This window comes from Gordonia sihwensis (assembly GCF_029632925.1).
Classification (GTDB): domain Bacteria; phylum Actinomycetota; class Actinomycetes; order Mycobacteriales; family Mycobacteriaceae; genus Gordonia; species Gordonia sihwensis.
The window spans coordinates 1,006,576-1,022,793 of the sequence record NZ_CP121248.1 but is presented as its reverse complement, the minus strand read 5'-3'; the positions used below and the strand labels follow the sequence as shown (position 1 = coordinate 1,022,793).

General features: G+C 69.1%; 18 protein-coding genes. 2 read left to right on the top strand and 16 right to left on the bottom strand.

The genetic code is table 11. The features are described from left to right. Nucleotides 1–64: 64 nt before the first annotated feature. The 6 genes from P5P27_RS04915 to guaB all read right to left on the bottom strand — a co-directional run bounded on the left by P5P27_RS04915 (nucleotide 65) and on the right by guaB (nucleotide 6,943). The gene (locus tag P5P27_RS04915) at nucleotides 65–1,795 is read right to left on the bottom strand and encodes a GMC family oxidoreductase N-terminal domain-containing protein (protein ID WP_278126650.1); all 1,731 of its coding nucleotides are present in this window, start codon (nucleotides 1,793–1,795) and stop codon (nucleotides 65–67) included. Nucleotides 1,796–1,849: 54 nt separating this feature from the next. Next, the gene (locus P5P27_RS04910; protein WP_231875708.1) at nucleotides 1,850–2,443 is read right to left on the bottom strand and encodes a TetR/AcrR family transcriptional regulator; all 594 of its coding nucleotides are present in this window, start codon (nucleotides 2,441–2,443) and stop codon (nucleotides 1,850–1,852) included. Continuing rightward, nucleotides 2,440–3,663, bottom strand: a complete 1,224-nt coding sequence (locus P5P27_RS04905) for a cytochrome P450 (RefSeq protein ID WP_278126648.1) — start codon at nucleotides 3,661–3,663, stop codon at nucleotides 2,440–2,442. Before P5P27_RS04905 ends, P5P27_RS04910 begins: the two co-directional genes overlap by 4 nt. Nucleotides 3,664–3,730: 67 nt before the next feature. Beyond that, the gene (locus tag P5P27_RS04900; RefSeq protein WP_006897182.1) at nucleotides 3,731–4,021 is read right to left on the bottom strand and encodes a DUF4287 domain-containing protein; all 291 of its coding nucleotides are present in this window, start codon (nucleotides 4,019–4,021) and stop codon (nucleotides 3,731–3,733) included. Nucleotides 4,022–4,201: 180 nt separating this feature from the next. Beyond that, nucleotides 4,202–5,368, bottom strand: a complete 1,167-nt coding sequence (locus P5P27_RS04895) for a GuaB3 family IMP dehydrogenase-related protein (RefSeq protein ID WP_039867727.1) — start codon at nucleotides 5,366–5,368, stop codon at nucleotides 4,202–4,204. A 63-nt stretch (nucleotides 5,369–5,431) separates the two neighbouring features. Next, the gene (guaB, locus tag P5P27_RS04890; protein WP_006897180.1) at nucleotides 5,432–6,943 is read right to left on the bottom strand and encodes an IMP dehydrogenase; all 1,512 of its coding nucleotides are present in this window, start codon (nucleotides 6,941–6,943) and stop codon (nucleotides 5,432–5,434) included. A 66-nt stretch (nucleotides 6,944–7,009) separates the two neighbouring features. Here guaB and P5P27_RS04885 point away from each other — a divergent pair, with 66 nt between their 5' ends. Beyond that, the gene (locus P5P27_RS04885; RefSeq protein ID WP_039867726.1) at nucleotides 7,010–7,396 is read left to right on the top strand and encodes a DUF5319 domain-containing protein; all 387 of its coding nucleotides are present in this window, start codon (nucleotides 7,010–7,012) and stop codon (nucleotides 7,394–7,396) included. A gap of 93 nt (nucleotides 7,397–7,489) precedes the next feature. Here the strand turns inward: P5P27_RS04885 and P5P27_RS04880 are convergent, their stop codons facing one another. The 3 genes from P5P27_RS04880 to P5P27_RS04870 all read right to left on the bottom strand — a co-directional run bounded on the left by P5P27_RS04880 (nucleotide 7,490) and on the right by P5P27_RS04870 (nucleotide 9,824). Next, on the bottom strand, nucleotides 7,490–8,311 hold the full coding sequence (locus tag P5P27_RS04880) for an anti-sigma-D factor RsdA (RefSeq protein ID WP_051999664.1): 822 nt from the start codon (nucleotides 8,309–8,311) through the stop codon (nucleotides 7,490–7,492). A gap of 11 nt (nucleotides 8,312–8,322) precedes the next feature. Further along, nucleotides 8,323–8,898 carry a sigma-70 family RNA polymerase sigma factor gene (locus P5P27_RS04875; protein ID WP_278126642.1) on the bottom strand — a complete coding sequence of 192 codons (576 nt, stop codon included), beginning with the start codon at nucleotides 8,896–8,898 and terminating at the stop codon, nucleotides 8,323–8,325. Between the two features lie 83 nt (nucleotides 8,899–8,981). Further along, nucleotides 8,982–9,824, bottom strand: coding sequence for a hypothetical protein (locus tag P5P27_RS04870; RefSeq protein WP_278126640.1), 843 nt, complete (start codon nucleotides 9,822–9,824; stop codon nucleotides 8,982–8,984). Nucleotides 9,825–10,284: 460 nt separating this feature from the next. Here P5P27_RS04870 and P5P27_RS04865 point away from each other — a divergent pair, with 460 nt between their 5' ends. Further along, the gene (locus P5P27_RS04865) at nucleotides 10,285–10,524 is read left to right on the top strand and encodes a WhiB family transcriptional regulator (RefSeq protein ID WP_045540292.1); all 240 of its coding nucleotides are present in this window, start codon (nucleotides 10,285–10,287) and stop codon (nucleotides 10,522–10,524) included. A 124-nt stretch (nucleotides 10,525–10,648) separates the two neighbouring features. Here P5P27_RS04865 and groES read toward each other — a convergent pair whose 3' ends face one another. The 7 genes from groES to alr form a co-directional block, all read right to left on the bottom strand. Beyond that, on the bottom strand, nucleotides 10,649–10,945 hold the full coding sequence (groES, locus tag P5P27_RS04860; RefSeq protein WP_006897174.1) for a co-chaperone GroES: 297 nt from the start codon (nucleotides 10,943–10,945) through the stop codon (nucleotides 10,649–10,651). A 169-nt stretch (nucleotides 10,946–11,114) separates the two neighbouring features. After that, nucleotides 11,115–12,143: a tRNA (adenosine(37)-N6)-threonylcarbamoyltransferase complex transferase subunit TsaD gene (gene tsaD / locus P5P27_RS04855; protein ID WP_278126639.1), complete on the bottom strand. Its 1,029-nt coding sequence runs from the start codon at nucleotides 12,141–12,143 to the stop codon at nucleotides 11,115–11,117. Beyond that, on the bottom strand, nucleotides 12,140–12,712 hold the full coding sequence (rimI, locus tag P5P27_RS04850; protein WP_278126638.1) for a ribosomal protein S18-alanine N-acetyltransferase: 573 nt from the start codon (nucleotides 12,710–12,712) through the stop codon (nucleotides 12,140–12,142). Before rimI ends, tsaD begins: the two co-directional genes overlap by 4 nt. Further along, a complete protein-coding gene (tsaB, locus tag P5P27_RS04845) occupies nucleotides 12,705–13,415 on the bottom strand; it encodes a tRNA (adenosine(37)-N6)-threonylcarbamoyltransferase complex dimerization subunit type 1 TsaB (RefSeq protein WP_006897171.1) in 711 nt (236 codons plus the stop codon). Before tsaB ends, rimI begins: the two co-directional genes overlap by 8 nt. Next, entirely contained in the window at nucleotides 13,412–13,864 is a 453-nt protein-coding gene (gene tsaE, locus P5P27_RS04840) for a tRNA (adenosine(37)-N6)-threonylcarbamoyltransferase complex ATPase subunit type 1 TsaE (RefSeq protein WP_006897170.1), read from the bottom strand. Before tsaE ends, tsaB begins: the two co-directional genes overlap by 4 nt. Further along, the gene (locus P5P27_RS04835) at nucleotides 13,861–15,060 is read right to left on the bottom strand and encodes an alpha/beta fold hydrolase (protein ID WP_006897169.1); all 1,200 of its coding nucleotides are present in this window, start codon (nucleotides 15,058–15,060) and stop codon (nucleotides 13,861–13,863) included. Before P5P27_RS04835 ends, tsaE begins: the two co-directional genes overlap by 4 nt. Beyond that, a complete protein-coding gene (gene alr, locus P5P27_RS04830) occupies nucleotides 15,053–16,213 on the bottom strand; it encodes an alanine racemase (protein ID WP_278126635.1) in 1,161 nt (386 codons plus the stop codon). The genes P5P27_RS04835 and alr overlap by 8 nt, the downstream gene beginning before the upstream one ends. Between the last annotated feature and the right edge of the window lie 5 nt (nucleotides 16,214–16,218).

Here is a 16,218-nt window from a genome sequence, read left to right as displayed (position 1 = left end):
ACGCTTATGCCGTTCTCCGTGACCCGATTCGGGTCACGGAGAACGGCATAAGCGTTCAGGTCGGTCAGGCCTTCTCCACCGGGGTGATCGGCAAGCGCAGCGCGCCGGGCGCGTCCGCCGGAACCACCGGCGCCTTCGGCGCCACCGGAGTCAGCCGCCGGTAAACGTCGCCCTGTGCGGGACGCGGGTCGGCCTCACCCTTGTTCGGCCACAGGGAGATCGCACGCTCGGCCTGCGCGCAGATCGACAGCGACGGGTTCACGCCGAGGTTCGCGGTGATCGCCGCGCCGTCGGTGATGTGCAGCGTCGGGTAGTTCCAGACGCGGTGGTAGGGGTCGATGACGCCGGTGGTCGGGTCGTCGGAGATGACGCATCCGCCGAGGTAGTGCGCGGTGAGCGGCATGTTGAAGATGTCGCCCCAGGTGCCGCCCGCCAGTCCGCCGGGCAGCTTGGCCGCGATCCGGCGGGTCGCCTCGTTGCCCTCCGGAATCCAGGTCGGATTCGGCTCGCCGATGCCCTGCTTGCTCGTCACGTACTTGAACGGACCGCGCTTGCGGACGAAGGTCGTCAGCGAGTTGTTGTTGTTCTGCATCACGAGCGCGATCACCGTCCGCTCGCTCCACTTGCGGACGAAGAACAGCCGCAGCAGCATCAGCGGGTTGGTGACGGCGTTCTTGAGGAACTGGCCGAGCCGGTTGGGAACGCTGCCGCCATCGGTGAGCAGCGTCTGCAGGTAGGCCATCGCGTTGCTGCCCTTGCCGTACCGCACCGGCTCGATGTGAGTGTTGGACGTGGGGTGGAACGACGAGGTGATCGCGACGCCCTCGGTGAAGTCGCGGCTCGAATCGTACGACCGCGCCTGCGCCCCGAGGATGGATTCGGAATTGGTGCGTGTCAGCACGCCCATCGCGTCCGAGAGCCTCGGCAGGGTCGAGCCCTTGGCGCGATGCATGATCTTCTGCGTATTGAACGTGCCCGCGGCGACGATCACCTGGTCGGCGGTGAACTGCCGCCGCCGGGCGCCGAACGGGCCCCAGGACGACGACCCGTGCGCCGACACCAGCCATGAGCCGTCGGCCCGCTGCTCCAGGCGATCGACGGTGGTCCGGTCGATGATCGTCGCGCCGTTCCGCTCGGCCAGACCGAGGTAGTTCTTCATCAGCGTGTTCTTGGCGCCGACGCGGCAGCCGGTCATGCACGCGCCGCACTCCGTGCAGGCGGTGCGTTCGGGACCCGCGCCGCCGAAGTAGGGGTCGGGCACCGTCTGGCCCGGGGCGCCCTCGCCGCCGGTCTTGGCTCCGAAGAAGACGCCGACCGGGGTGGAGGTGAAGGTGTCGCCGACGCCCATCTCGTCGGCCACCTCTTTCATGATGCGGTCCGAGTTGGTGAACGTCGGGTTGGTCACCACACCGAGCATCCGGCGAGCCTGCTCGTAATGGGGCGTCAGCTCCGATTCCCAGTCGGTGATGTGGTTCCACTGGGGATCGGTGAAGAACGGTGTGGGCGGCTTGTAGAGCGTGTTGGCGTAGTTCAGCGATCCGCCGCCGACGCCGGCGCCGGCGAGAACCATCACGTCCTTGAGCATGTGGACGCGCTGAATGCCCATCAAACCGAACTTCGGCGCCCAGACGAATCGGTTGAGACGCCAACTCGTCTTGGCGAACTGGTCGTCCTCGAAGCGGCGACCGGCTTCGACGATGCCGACGCGATATCCCTTCTCGATGAGGCGGAGCGCACTGACGCTGCCGCCGAATCCGGAACCGATGATGAGGACGTCGAAATCAGTCTGCGCCATAGCCGACCATACTAATGATCATTGTCTCATTATCGAAAGCCAGTGTAGGCTACGCTAACTTCTGGTCTCGGTGAATCCGAGCACGGTCGGCGTGACGAAACGAGCGATCACGGCGCGCTCTCGCTCCGGCGACCCCTCTGGCACCGCGAGCAGCGACACGATCACCCGGACCACCCATCGCGCCGCCTCTCCCCCGTCCTCACCGCCGGCGCCGAGGAAGGCCGTCGCCACCGTCTCGATGAACTCCGACGACAGCGCCAGTTCACCGGCCACCCCCGCACCCGCCGCGGTGAACCAGGCGGCCAGCGCGGGATCCCGGCGGACCTCCGTCAGCGCCACGATGATCGACTCGGTCAGCCGGTCCGCAGGCTCCGGTCGGTCGGAGACGGTCTCGGCCACCACGGCGCCGATACGGCGAGCGACCCGTTCGATGTACGCCAGCTGCAACTGGCGCCGGCCGTCGAAATAGCGGTACAGGGTCGCCCGGGAACACCCCACCGCGGCGGCGATGTCCCCCATCGAGGCGTTGGCCCCCTTCGTGGCGAACACCTCGCCCGCGATCTCGAGGATCGCGTCCTGTACGGCGGGCCGCCGGGTGCCGCGCATCCAATCCGCCCCGCGCACTCGGAGATCCTGATCGTCGGTCATGCCGAGAACGGTACCGAGACCGGTCGCCGCACATAGTTTCCGGACGCCCATTCGATTCCGTCGACGTCGACGTGGAAGTCCGGGCACCGCGCGAGCAGTTCTTCGAGCGCCACCCGCGCCTGCATCCGTGCGGCGGCGGCGCCGAGGCAGTGGTGGGATCCGTGGCTGAAGGCGAGGATGTTCGCGGGGTCGCGGCGGACGTCCAGGTCGGCGGCGTCCTCCCCGTACATGCGTTCGTCACGGTTGGCCGACGCGTAGCAGAGCAGCACCTTGCGGCCCGCCGGGATCGTCACCCCCTCGACCTCGACGTCGCGCGTCGCCGTACGGGCCAGCCCCTGCACCGGCGAGGTCAGCCGCAGCAGTTCGTTGATGGCCGACGGCAGCAGTTCCGGTTCTCGACGAAGAATCGCACGCTGATCCGGATGCATGGTCAGCAGCGCCGACGAGCCGCCCAGCATGCCGGTGGTCGTGTCGTTTCCGCCGGCGACCATCGTGAAGGCGAACGCCAGCACCGACAGGACGCCCGACTGGTCCGCCGGGTCGTCGGTCAGGCCGGCGGCCACCAGATGCGACACCGTGTCGTCGCCGGGACTGCGCTTGCGGAATTCGATGAGGTCGGCGAAGTACGCCATCAGTCCCATCACCGCCTCCGACGCCGATTCGACGGCCGAGGCCATGTCGGCGCCCGGGTTGGCCGCGACGATCGCGTCGGTCCACGCGTCGAACTGTCCGCGATCGGACTCCGGCACGCCGAGGTAGTGGGCGACGACCATGCTCGGCAGCGGTTTGAACAGGTCCGCGGCGATGTCTCCGCCGCCGCGGGAGGCAAGGTCGTCGAGCCGCTCGATCACGAACTCGCGAACCTCGGGCTCCAACGTCGTCACCTGTCTCGGCGTGAAGCCGCGCGCCACGAGGCGACGGAAGGCGGTGTGCCGCGGCGGATCCTGCATCACCATCGGCGGGTTGTCCTGCAGGCCGATGCTCTCCAGTTCGCCGTACGCCACGGTCAATCCGCGCGCCGAGGAGAAGGTCTCCCAGTCCCGCGCGGCGGCCATCACGTCGGCATGGCGAGTGAGGACGTAGTAGTCCGCCGCCGGATCCCCCTCGGGCACCACGCGATGGACGGGGTCGCGGTCGCGCAGGAGCGCGTACATCTCGAACGGATCGCGCCAGGACGGACCCGACCGCAAGGTGAACTCCGGAGACAGATCGTTCTTCATGTCCCGACTATGAGACAGTTCTCACATATTGTCAACGACGAACGATGGCCTCCGCCTCCCGCCCGCGTCAGCGTGACGGGTTCGTCGCCGCCCCGTCGAGCCACAGCGTGTCGCCGGCATCGCGGTGCGGGCCGGACGTCCCGACGTGTTTCGCGCTGATCTTCGGCCCCTTGGTGATGACGTGGACCAGCGCCATGCCGTGTCCACGGCCGAGCCCGTACTCGTCCTTCAGCCATTCGAGAATCGGCCCGGCCTTGGTGCCCGGGCCGAAACCGCGTTCGGCTGCCTGCTCGACGAGTTCGCGTGGGGTGTGCCCGGTCTTGATCTCGATGGTGTCGAGGTATGCCTGGAATGACATGACGGTTCTCCTGTCGTCGGATGCTGTCACCAGTATTGACAGCCGCCGGCACCGAAACTGATCGGTATCAGCCCGAAACGACTCAGGACTGTTCACGACCATGTCGCAGACCAAGAGAGCCGAGACCCCGGTACTCCGGGGTCTCGGCTCACCGAGTGGGCGACGCCTGGCGTCGCGAGGTCAGGCTCGGACCGAGAGGCCGACCTTCTGGAACTCCTTGAGATCGGAGTAACCCGCCTTCGCCATGGACCGGCGGAGGCCGCCGACCAGGTTCAGCAGGCCGTCCGGATCGTCGGACGGTCCGTTCAGCACGGTCTCGAGGGAAGGCCGCTCCTCGTCGATCGCCACCTGCAGCAACGCACCGCGCGGAGTGTCGGGGTGCGCCGCAGCCGACGGCCAGAACCAGCCGCGGCCCGGAGCGGTGTCGGCGGCGGCGAGCGGTGTGCCCAGCACCGCGGCGTCGGCACCGCACGCGATCGCCTTGGCGAGGTCGCCCGAAGTGTGGATGTCGCCGTCGGCGATCACGTGCACATAGCGTCCACCGGTCTCGTCGAGGTAGTCGCGACGGGCCGCGGCCGCGTCGGCGATCGCGGTCGCCATCGGGACCCCGATGCCGAGGACCTCACCGGTCGTGGTGGATCCCTCCGTGGAGCCGTATCCGACGATGACGCCCGCGGCGCCGGTACGCATCAGATGCAGTGCCGTGCGGTGGTCGTGCACGCCTCCGGCGATCACCGGGATGTCGAGGTCGGAGATGAAGGTCTTCAGGTTGAGCGGTTCGGCGACGAGTCCGTCCTCGTGGCCGCGGTCGACCAGCACCACGTGCTCGGCGGAGATGATCGTGCCGTGCACCACCAGAATCTCGGCGCCCGCCTTGATCAGCGCGGGTGTCAGTTCGGGGGCGTGCTGGGGGCTCACCCGGACCGCCGTGGTGACACCGGCCTCCCGCACCCGGGCGACAGCCTGCGACAGCAGGTCGAGGTTGATCGGGGCGCGATGGAGCTCCTGCAGACGACGGATCGCCGCGGACGGGTCCGGATTCTTCTCCGCGATCTCGACCAGCTCGGCGATCTTGTCCTCGACGTGCTCGTGGCGGGCCCAGAGGCCTTCGCCGTTCAGCACGCCGAGCGCACCGAGCTTCCCCATCGCGATGGCCGACTCCGGCGAGCCGAGCGCATCGGTCGGATGGTTCAGGATCGGCGATTCGAAGCGGTATGCATCGATCTGCCATGCGGTCGAGACGTTCTTCGACGACCGCGTCCGCCGGGACGGGATGATCGAGATGTCTTCTAGTTCGTACGTTCGGCGAGCCGTCCGGCCCATGCCGAATTCGACGAGGTCACGCACCATTGCGCCTTTCTAGTGGAAACTCAGGCGAGCGGGGCTGCGGCGGTCGCGCCGCAAACCGGCTCAGCGTGCATAGTAGTTGGGCGCCTCGGCGGTGAGGGTGATGTCATGCGGGTGCGACTCCTTGAGACCCGCTGCGGTGATCTGCACGAACTGCGCGTTCTGCAGGTCGGCGATGGTCTGCGACCCCGTGTAGCCCATGGCCGCGCGGAGGCCGCCGGTGAGCTGATGGATCACCTGCGACAGCGGTCCGCGGAACGGCACCCGACCTTCGATGCCCTCGGGGACCAGCTTGTCCTCGGCGAGCACGTCGTCCTGGAAGTAGCGGTCCTTGGAGTACGACTTGCCCTGGCCACGCCCCTGCATCGCACCCAGCGAGCCCATGCCGCGGTAGCTCTTGAACTGCTTGCCGTTGACGAGGATCAACTCACCCGGCGACTCCTCGGTACCCGCCAACAGCGAGCCGAGCATGGCGGTCGAGGCACCGGCGGCCAGCGCCTTGGCGACATCGCCCGAGTACTGCAGACCGCCGTCGGCGATCACCGGGACATCGGCCGCCTTGCACGCGGCGACGGCCTCGAGGATCGCGGTGATCTGGGGCGCGCCGACGCCCGCGACGACGCGGGTGGTGCAGATGGAGCCGGGGCCGACGCCGACCTTGACCGCGTCGACGCCCGCGTCGATGAGCGCCTGCGCACCCGACCGAGTCGCGACGTTGCCGCCGATCAACTGGACGCGGCCGCCGACCTCCGCCTTGAGCTTGGCGATCATCTCGAGCACCCCGCGCGAGTGGCCATGGGCGCTGTCGACCACGAGCACGTCGACGCCGACCTCGGCGAGGGCGAGCGCGCGATTCCACGCCTCGTCGCCCGCTCCGACGGCCGCGCCCACCAGCAGCCGGCCGTCGGCGTCCTTGGTGGCGTCGGGGTGCTGCTCGGTCTTCACGAAGTCCTTGACCGTGATCAGTCCGGTCAGCTTGCCGTTGCCGTCGACGATCGGCAGTTTCTCGATCTTGTGCCTGCGCAGCAGACCGAGCGCCGCCTCGGCGGAGACGCCCTCGGACGCGGTGATCAGCGGCGCGGGAGTCATCACCTCGGACACCGGCCGGGTCTCGTCGGCCTCGAATCGCATGTCGCGGTTGGTGATGATGCCGACCAGATCGCCGGACGCGTCGACGACGGGCAGACCCGAGATCCGGTACCGCGCACACATCGCGTCGACCTCGGCGAGCGTGTTGGTCGGCAGACAGGTGACCGGGTTGGTGACCATGCCCGCTTCCGAGCGCTTCACGGTCTCGACGGCGGCGGCCTGCGCCTCGATCGAGAGGTTGCGGTGCAGCACGCCCATACCGCCGGCGCGCGCCATCGCGATCGCCATCCGGGCCTCGGTGACGGTGTCCATCGCCGAACTGACGAGCGGGACCCGGAGGGTGATCTCCCGGGTCAGCCTGGACGAGGTGTCCACGGCGTTCGGGACGACATCCGACGCCGCCGGGAGCAGCAGTACGTCGTCGAAGGTGAGGCCGAGCATTGCGACCTTGTCGGGATCATCTCCACCAGTGCGAACCTGCGTCATCTGCACATCGTATCCGCTGTGGATTGAGGAAGCCTGTCCGCCCGGTTATCGGCTACGGTGGAGGACGTGCATGACCAGTTCCCCGGACTCCCGCCGGACCCCTTCGCCGATGACCCGAACGACCCTGCGTCGGCCCTGGACGCGCTCGACCCGGGAATCCCTCTTGACGAGGGTGAACGCACCGCGGTGGAAGAGGATCTCGCCGACCTCGATGTGTACGAACGCCTCCTCGCGCCGCGCGGTGTGCGGGGCCTGGTAGTGATGTGCGAGGACTGTCGCGAAGATCACTACCACGACTGGGACATGTTGCGCTCCAATCTGCGCCAATTGCTCGTGGACGGCACGGTCCGACCGCACGAGCCCGCGGTGGATCCCGAGCCCGACGACTACGTCACCTGGGATTACTGCCGCGGGTACGCCGACGCCTCACTGCGCTATCACGAACGCTACTGATCCGCAGGGGAACGAACTCCGGACACACGAGAGGGACCGTGATCGTCGATCACGGTCCCTCTCGCTGTTCGGACTACCTCGCGGCCCCTCGGGTCAGCGGATGCTCTCCGACGGCGCGGTGGTCGTCACCGACGCCGACGCCGTCGCCGACGACGTGGTGGTCGTCGGCTTGTCCGTGTCCGTCTTGCTCGTGGACGGTTCCTGCGTGGTCGACGGCGCGGTGCTCGGGCTGCTCGAACCGCTGGAGGAGCCCGGCGGCTTCAGCATCACGGTCGGGTCCGGGACGTCGGGGCTGGTGGCGGAGGTCGGCAACGGCAGCGACGGCAGGGACGACAGCGGCGGAATCAGCGCACTCGGGTCCTGCCTGCGCACGTCCTCGATCAGGCTGCGCAGTTGATCGGCCTCGGACTTGTCCTTGAGCGGGCCGATGTCCTTCTCGGCCTTCGCGATCAATTCGCGGGCCTTGACGGTGTCGCCCGCGGCGAGCGCCTTCTTGGCCTCGGCGATGTTCTGCTCGGCGTTCATCCGCGACTGCGTCTGCTGCGCCTGCTCGGAGAACACCACCTGCTTCACCGACCACAGCGGATCGCCGGGCTGTGATCCCTCCGACAGCACGAGCAGGCCGGCACCGGCGACCGCCAGGATGGCGGCGGCACCCGAGACCACCCGGAGCCTGCGCGCCAGTCCGCCGCGACGCTCCCGCTCGTTGGCCCGAGCGATGGCCGTCTCGATGTCGGCGATCGTCGGCGTGCTCGGAACCGGCCCGGCCAACGACTCCGCGCGCCACTGCGCGAGCAGACCGGCGAGCCGGTACTCGGCGTCGTCGCCGATCCGGGCGGCCCTGCCTGCCGCGAGATCGTCGATGAATTCGTCGTCGTGGTGCACCGCGCCCACGTCGATGGGACCGGTAGGCATTTCGTCCTCCGTCATCGACGTTCACCTCCTGGGGTCATGAGTTTCTTGAGCTTGGTGAGCGCCCGATGCTGTGCCACTCGCACCGCTCCCGGGCTGCTGCCGACCATGTCCGCGGTCTCCTCAGCGGAGAGACCGACGACGAGCCGAAGCACCAGAATCTCGCGTTGCTTCTCGGGAAGGGTGCCGAGAAGATCTCGCATCTGCCTCGAGGCATCTGATTCGAGGGCAGCCTGTTCCGGCCCGTTCGAGAAGTCGAGCGAGTCGGGGACGTCTTCTACCGGATCTGACTTCACGCGGGCCGCCGAACGCATCGCGTCGGCGACCTTGTGCGAGGCGATGCCATAGACGAACGCCATGAAGGGACGCCCCCGGTCTTCGTACCGGGGCAACGCCGTCATCACCGCCATCAACACCTCCTGAGCCACGTCGTCAGCGGAGAACAAGTGTCGTTCTCCGGCACCGATTCGTCCTCGGCAGTAGCGCAGGACTGGTTCCCGCACACTGTCGAGCACTGAGGTCAGCGCAGCGCGGTCACCATCGGCCGCCGCACGGACCGCCTGGCCCAACGCATCACCTGTAAGTTTCATCGCCGCTTAGGTGCCCGGGTGTTACGCATTCGGGAGACTACTGACCGCGGTGCGCCGTGTGGTTCGCCTAGATCAGTCATCAATCAAGCGTACCGAGCCGCGTGCGCCGAACCCGCCAAGGGCGCGAAGCCCATGCCCAGGCCGATGAGTTTCTCCTGGATGGCGGCCACCGCCCGGCTCTGCTCGTCCCGGTCGGCGGCGAACGAGGCAAGCATGCTGCGTGCTGCCCACTCCAGCGGCGCCAGTCCGGCCGCCGCGCAGTCGCCTGCGACGTTCCGCGCCGTCTGCTCCGCCGCCTCGACCCGGCCCGAGGCCGCGTCGGCGGCAGCGGCGATCAGTGCGGTCTTGAGCCGATGGCGCACCGACGGTGCCTCGGCGGACAACTCGAGCGCCCGCGCCGCGAGGTCCGTGGCGTCGGACCGGCCGGTGTACAGGGCCAGTTCGGTACGCACCCACGCCAGGCGCAGTGCCGGACGGCCGTCGAGCACCCAGTTCCCGCGGGCCGCCGTCGATACTGTGCCCGCCGATTCTGCCGCCGCGCGTTCCAGGAGCCGGGCCGAGCCGGCGAAGTCGCCGATCCCCAACCCGTCCGCGGCCAGCCCGACGAGGGCGTCCACTCGAGCGACGGCGGCCCAGCGGCTCTCCTCCGCTCCCGCGCTCACCGCGACGCGCAGTGCCGCACCGTCATCGGCTCGCGCGTACCCGTGACCCCCGGCCTGCCGCGTGAGCGACGCGCGAGTCGCCAGTGCCAGTGCGGTGACCCCGGCGCCGGTGGCCGGATCGGCGAGCAGGTCGGCGATCAGCGCACGCGCCGCGGCGGCCCTGCCGAGCGCCCCGAGCCGAACCGCACGCGCCCAGCGATCGCCCCCCGGCGGACACTCCGGCGGCGCGTCGACGCCGAATGCGTCGTTCCACTGATCCGACATTCGCAATTCACCTTTCACTACCGGCGCCTGCGCGCAGAATGAAGATTTCATTTCGACTAACAAAAGATGATCACGTGGAAGCAGAATTGCCGCAGTCGACAACTCCCGTTATCTCCGACGTAACCTTCGTACGATTGCAGTCCATCCTCCCACCGAGGCGCCGCGCCGTTCGACCGGCCCGGCGCCTCCGCCCTCGATCAACAAAATCGCAGGTAAAGGGCGACATAGAGTCGGAGTATCCGTCGCCCGCCGAGACCGCCGTGGTCCCCGTCACGTCACCGGGCGTTCACTTGTTCGCTTTTAATCGCAGTGATTCGAGACCGGAGAACGAGTTGACTCGCTTTTCCGGACGCACATACCGTGAGCGTCGTAGGTAAGAGCGTTTCTCATTCAGGAGCGAAGATTGACGACCACAATCGACAGACTGCCCGGCCCCAACTCCGACTTCTGGGACTGGCAGATGCAAGGCAGATGCCGAGGGCTCGAATCGTCGGTCTTCTTTCACCCCGAGGGTGAGCGCGGCCAGGCGCGGATGCAGCGCGAACGGCGCGCCAAGCAGGTCTGCGCCGACTGCCCCGTGCTGCAGCAGTGTCGTGCGCACGCCCTGCGTGTGGACGAGCCGTACGGGATCTGGGGCGGCCTCACCGAGTCCGAGCGGAATCTGATGCGGCGACGCAATCCCCGGCGCCTGGCCGGCTGAGCGTCCCGGGGCGCGGTCGCTGTGCGAGACCCGAACGCCCCGGACATCGAGCCTCAGACAGCGATCAGCCCCGGTTGAGATCGAACTCAACCGGGGCTGATCTGTGTCTGTCCGCCGACTGGCGTCAGCCGACCACCGCGAGGATGTCGCGGGCCGACAGGATCAGGTATTCCTGACCTGCGTACTTGATCTCGGTGCCGCCGTACTTGCTGTAGATGACGACGTCGCCTTCCTTGACGTCGACCGGGATACGGTTGCCCTGATCGGTGACGCGGCCTTCGCCGACAGCGATGACCTTGCCCTCCTGCGGCTTCTCCTTGGCCGAATCCGGGATGACCAGGCCGGAAGCAGTGGTGGTCTCAGCCTCGACGGCCTGAACGAGGATCTTGTCCTCAAGCGGCTTGATGTTCACGCTCGCCACGATGTCAGTTCCTTTTCCTTCATGTAACTGATGGGAAGTTCGCGGCACCGGGTCGCTTTGCCACGTCGTCGCGGGTGCCGCGGCGCTGCATTTCGGATGCCAACTAGCACTCTACCCATGAGAGTGCCAGCACATCAAGGGCCCCGGCGTCCGAGCCGGTCGCGGCAGCTCAGAGCTTGCTGATCTGCACGCTCATCCCGGGATCGGTCGCCACGGTGAGAGGCGACGGAGGGGCGCCGCCGCCGATCACGTGGGCTCCCAGGGTGGCGACCATGACGCCGTTGTCGGTGCACAACCTCGGCTTCGGCACGCGCAGTTCGATACCCGCGGCGGCGGTCCGCTCGGCCGCGAGCGACCGGATCCGCGAATTGGCGGTCGCACCGCCGCCCAAGACCAGGGTGCCGACGCCGCGATCACGGCATGCGCGCAGCGCCTTGGCGGTCAGCACATCCGCGACCGCCTCCTGGAACGACGCGGCGACGTCGGGCACCGACACGGGGGCACCCGACCGGACCCGGCCCTCCACGTATCGCGCGACGGCCGTCTTGAGACCGCTGAAGGAGAAGTCGTACGGCGCGTCACGGGGCCCGGTCATGCCGCGCGGGAACGTGATCGCGGCGGGATCGCCGTCACGGGCGGCCGCATCGAGTGCGGGACCCCCCGGGTAACCGAGATCCAGCAGCCGCGCCACCTTGTCGAAGGCCTCCCCCGCGGCGTCGTCGACGGTGGTGCCCATTTCGACGATCGGCTGTGACAGGTTCTGCACACCGAGCAGATGCGTGTGCCCGCCGGAGACCAGCAGCGCCACCGCGGGCGGCATCGGACCGTGCTCGAGGGTGTCGACCGCGACATGTCCGCCGAGGTGATTGACCGCGTACAGCGGCACATCCCAGGCCAGCGCGTACGCCTTGGCCGCGGCGACGCCGACCAGCAGGGCTCCGGCGAGCCCCGGTCCGATCGTCACCGCGATGGCGTCGGGCCGGTCGATCCCGGCCGCCTCACGCGCCCGCTGCATCGTCGGGACCATCGCCTGCAGGTGGGCCCGCGAGGCGACCTCCGGGACCACGCCGCCGTACCGCGCGTGCTCGTCCACCGACGATGCCACTTCATCGGCCAGCAGCGTCGCCGTCTCGCCGTCCCATTCGACGACACCGACTCCGGTCTCGTCGCAGGAGCTCTCGATACCCATCACGATCATGAGGTCGCGTGCCCTTCCGGCCGGTGATTGCCCGGTTCGTCGTTACTGTGTTCGTCGCCGCTGTGTTCGTCGCCGCTGTGTTCGTCGCCGGCCCGGCGCGCGGCGCGCACCATCGTGTACGCGTCCGCGCCGGACGGCTGATAGTAGTTGCGTCGCACTCCCGCCACCTCGAATCCGCTGCGCTCGTACAGCGCGATCGCCGGGACGTTGTCGGTGCGCACTTCCAGGAATACCGGCGCGTGGACGGCGTCGGCAACCCGCAGCAACGCGTCGAGCAGAGCCCGCCCGTAGCCGCGCCCCTGGCAGGCGGCGTCGACCGCGATGGTGTGCACCTCGCACTCGTGGTCGCCGGCACGGCCCAGCACGCTGATACCCGCGTAGCCGGAGACCGGGACGCCCGGGGCGGTGCGCACCGCGAAGTAGGTGTTGTGCGGCGCCCGCAGTTCGGCGACGAAGCCGGTCAGCGGCCACGGCGAATCCGTGGCGAAGAGTTCCCGCTCGATCTCGGCACATCGGGCCAGGTCGGAGGGAGTCAGTTCGTCGACGACCGGGCCGGGGCCCTCACTCATGTGTCGCCGAGGGCAGCAGCGACTTGCGCTTCTGGTCCTTGAGTTCGACGGCGTCCGGGCGGCGCAGGTACAACGGCGTCAGAGGCTCGGCCGGAGCCCGAGCGGTGAGTCGCTCGGCGGCGACGGCGACCAGCGAGGCCGGGGTCGGTGTGACCAGGTCGGCGCCCGCCGCGCCGAAGCGCTCGGTGAATCTGCTCTCCCCCACCACGTCGGAGAGCGTGCGACCCGCCAGTTCCGCGACCAGCGTGTCGGGTGAGTCGACGGCCGGTCCCGCGACACGCCGACCGGCCTCGTACAGCGCCCAGTACACCTCGCGGCGACGGGCATCGGTGAGCACCAGTCGCGTCCCCGCCTCCGGCGCAGGCGTGCCGCGGTCGATCGCATCGAGGGTGCACACTCCGTAGGCGGGAAGGCCGAGCGCGTCGGCGTACGCCGCTCCGGTGGCCATTCCGACGCGCAGCCCAGTGAACGGTCCGGGACCGCAACCGACGACCACGGCGTCGAGGGCGTCGCCCGCCACACCCGCCTCGGCGAGCACGTCCCGCATCAGGGTCGTGAGCACTTCGGCGTGACGGCGCTGATCGGTCACGATCCGCTCCGCGAGCGTCACGGGCCCCTCGTCGCGCAGTTCCACCACGCCGGTCACCACGGCGGAAGTCGCGGTGTCCAGCGCCAGAGCCCGAATCGGCGGCTGCGCGGTCATCGGTTCACCCACTCCCAGGTCGCATGTCGTGTCTCGGTGTCGTCGTCGCGGCGCAGCCGGACGATCAGGTATTCGTCGACGAGTCGCTCCACGACGCCTTCGCCCCATTCGACCACGACCACGCTGTCGTCGAGGTCGGTGTCGAGATCGAGGGCGTCCAGATCGTCCAGGCCGCCCAGCCGGTAGGCGTCGACGTGGACCAGGCCGGTGCCGCCGGGCACGCCGGGAGCGTGCTGACGGGCGATGATGAAGGTCGGCGACGAGACACGGCCGGCCACGCCGAGCCCGGCGGCGATACCGCGCGTCAGCGCCGTCTTCCCCGCACCGAGCGGACCGTCGAGGATCACCAGATCCCCCGGGCCGAGGTCGGCGGCGAGCTCGCGGCCGAGGTCTTCGGTGTCGGCCACCTCGGGCAGGTCGCGGGTTCCGGAGGTGCGCTGCGGCGTCATCCCTGTCGCTCCGATCGTGCGTGCTTGTCCGAACGCGCGCGGCCGGAGAGCCGCCACGGCAGCACCGGCCGGCCCAGCGCCAGGCGCGACCGCGAGACCAGGTCGTCGATGGCGTCGGTGACCAGCTCCGGGTCCTCCATGGGGAGCATGTGCCCGCAGCCCTCCGCGATGACCATGCGGGAGTCGTGACCGAGCTGTCCGTACATGCTCAGTGAGTTCGGCAGCGGCGTCAGCCGGTCCTCGTCGCCGCACATCACCACCGTCGGTACCTGAGCGAGCACCGGCAGCGCCGTCGCCTCGTCGTGGCTCTCCAAGACGTGCAGGAAGTTCACCATGGTCGCGATCGACGTGTTCTGAATCATCGACTCGACGGCGTGGCCGGCGCGCGGGCTGTAGTGGTCGTGGCCGAAACTCGCCGCGACGAGCACCGGTTCCACCGCCCGGCGCGTGATCCCCCGGCCGGCCTGCACGGCGCCCGGGATGTAGCGGACCGACAGGCGCAGCGCATCGACGATCGGGTTGTTGAGTCCTTCGCCGAGCCCGGCCTCGGTGATGCCCCTGGCCGCCGTGGAGACCAGTGCGACGCCCGCGATGCGCCCGCTGTGAGAGAACATCCGCGAATGACGTCGCGCGAACGACATGATCGACATCCCGCCCATCGAATGGCCCACCAGAACCACCGGTCCGGTCGGCGCCATCGTGCGGATCACCGCGGCGAGGTCGTCGCCGAGCTGCGCCATCGTAGAGCTCTCGGCGGACGCCGGGTCGCTCGCTCCGTGGCCGCGCTGGTCGTAGAAGACCATCTTGATGTGCCTGCCCGCCCAGCGCTCGGCGAGACCGAACCGCTGGAAGTGCCAGGCCGCCATCCGCAGGGTGAACCCGTGCACGAAGACCACGGTCAGCTCGGGCGTCGCGGTGCGCCCCCACTTGCGGTCGCCGCGCACGTCGGGACCGCCGGTGAGCACCGTGCGGACCGCGAGACACACGCCGTCGTCGGCGGTGACCGTCGCAGCTTCGTCGGCGTAGATCGCTTTGAAATCGACGCCCGCGTGCGGATCGATCCGCCCGTCGGCCTTGCGGAGCTTGCGGCGGCGGAAGGCGCCGCCCGCCGTCACCGCGCCGAGCGAGCGCGCCTCCGACAGTCCCGAGCGCCATGCGGCCTTCCGTCGCGGCTTCGCACGCTCGCGGTCAGGCATCGACGTCTCCCCCGGGACCGCCGACATACCGTCGCACCGCGCGCGAACCGATTCGGGAGATGATCTCGTAGTCGATCGTGCCGATGGTGTCGGCCCAGTCGGTCGCGGTCGGCACCGGCGCGCCGCCCGCGGCGCCCGCGGGTCCGAACAGCACGGCCCTGTCGCCCTCGGCGACGCCGCCGCCGTCCGGTCCGAGGTCGATCACCAGCTGATCCATGCAGACCCGCCCGACGTTCGGGAAGATCCGGCCGTTCACGTGCACGCCGAACCGGCCGGACAGCAGGCGCGGAACTCCGTCCGCGTAGCCCGCGGGCACCACGCCGAGAACGGTGTCGGCGGGAGCGACCCACGTGTGGTTGTAGGAGACGCCCTGCCCGGCCGGAATCCTCTTGACCAGCGAGATCCGCGTCTCCAGCGTCATCGCCGGAATCAGCCCGAAGTCGCCGATGTCCGGGACCGGCGAGTAGCCGTAGATCGACAGTCCCGGACGGACCGCGTCGCGCGCCAGGTCGGGCCGGGTGAGCGCCGCCGGAGAGTTCGCGATGTGCACCAGCTGCGGCCGTACGCCGCGCGCACGCAGGTCGGCGACGGCATCGTCGACACGCTGCGCCTGCTGTGAGTTGAGCGGATGGTCGGGCACGTCGCCGAAGGCGAGATGACACATCACACCGTGCAGGCTGATCGCGCCCTCCGCACATGCGGCAGCCACCGCGTCGGCGGTCTGCGCCCATTCCTCCGGGCTGACGCCGCTGCGCGCGAGCCCGGTGTCGAGCTTCACCGTCACCGTGGCGGTCCGGCCGAGTCTGCGCGCCTGCGCCAGCACCAGCTCCAGTTGCCGAGGCGAGGAGACGGCGATGTCGATCCCGTCGGCGATCGCCCCGGCGAAATCGGCCTCCGCGGTGTGCAGCCAGGCGATCAGGTGCCCGTCGATGCCGGCGGCGCGCAGTGCGCGGGCCTCGCTGATCTGCGCCACACCGAGCGCGATGGCACCCGCTCCGATCGCGGTGCGGCCGACGGCGACCGCCCCGTGCGCGTAGCCATCGGCTTTGACCACCGCGATCACATCGGAGCCCGAGCGCTCCCGCAGGACGCCCACATTGTGGGCGATGGCGTCGAGATCGACAGTGGCGTAGAGGTTAGCGTGCGAGTCCATCGCAC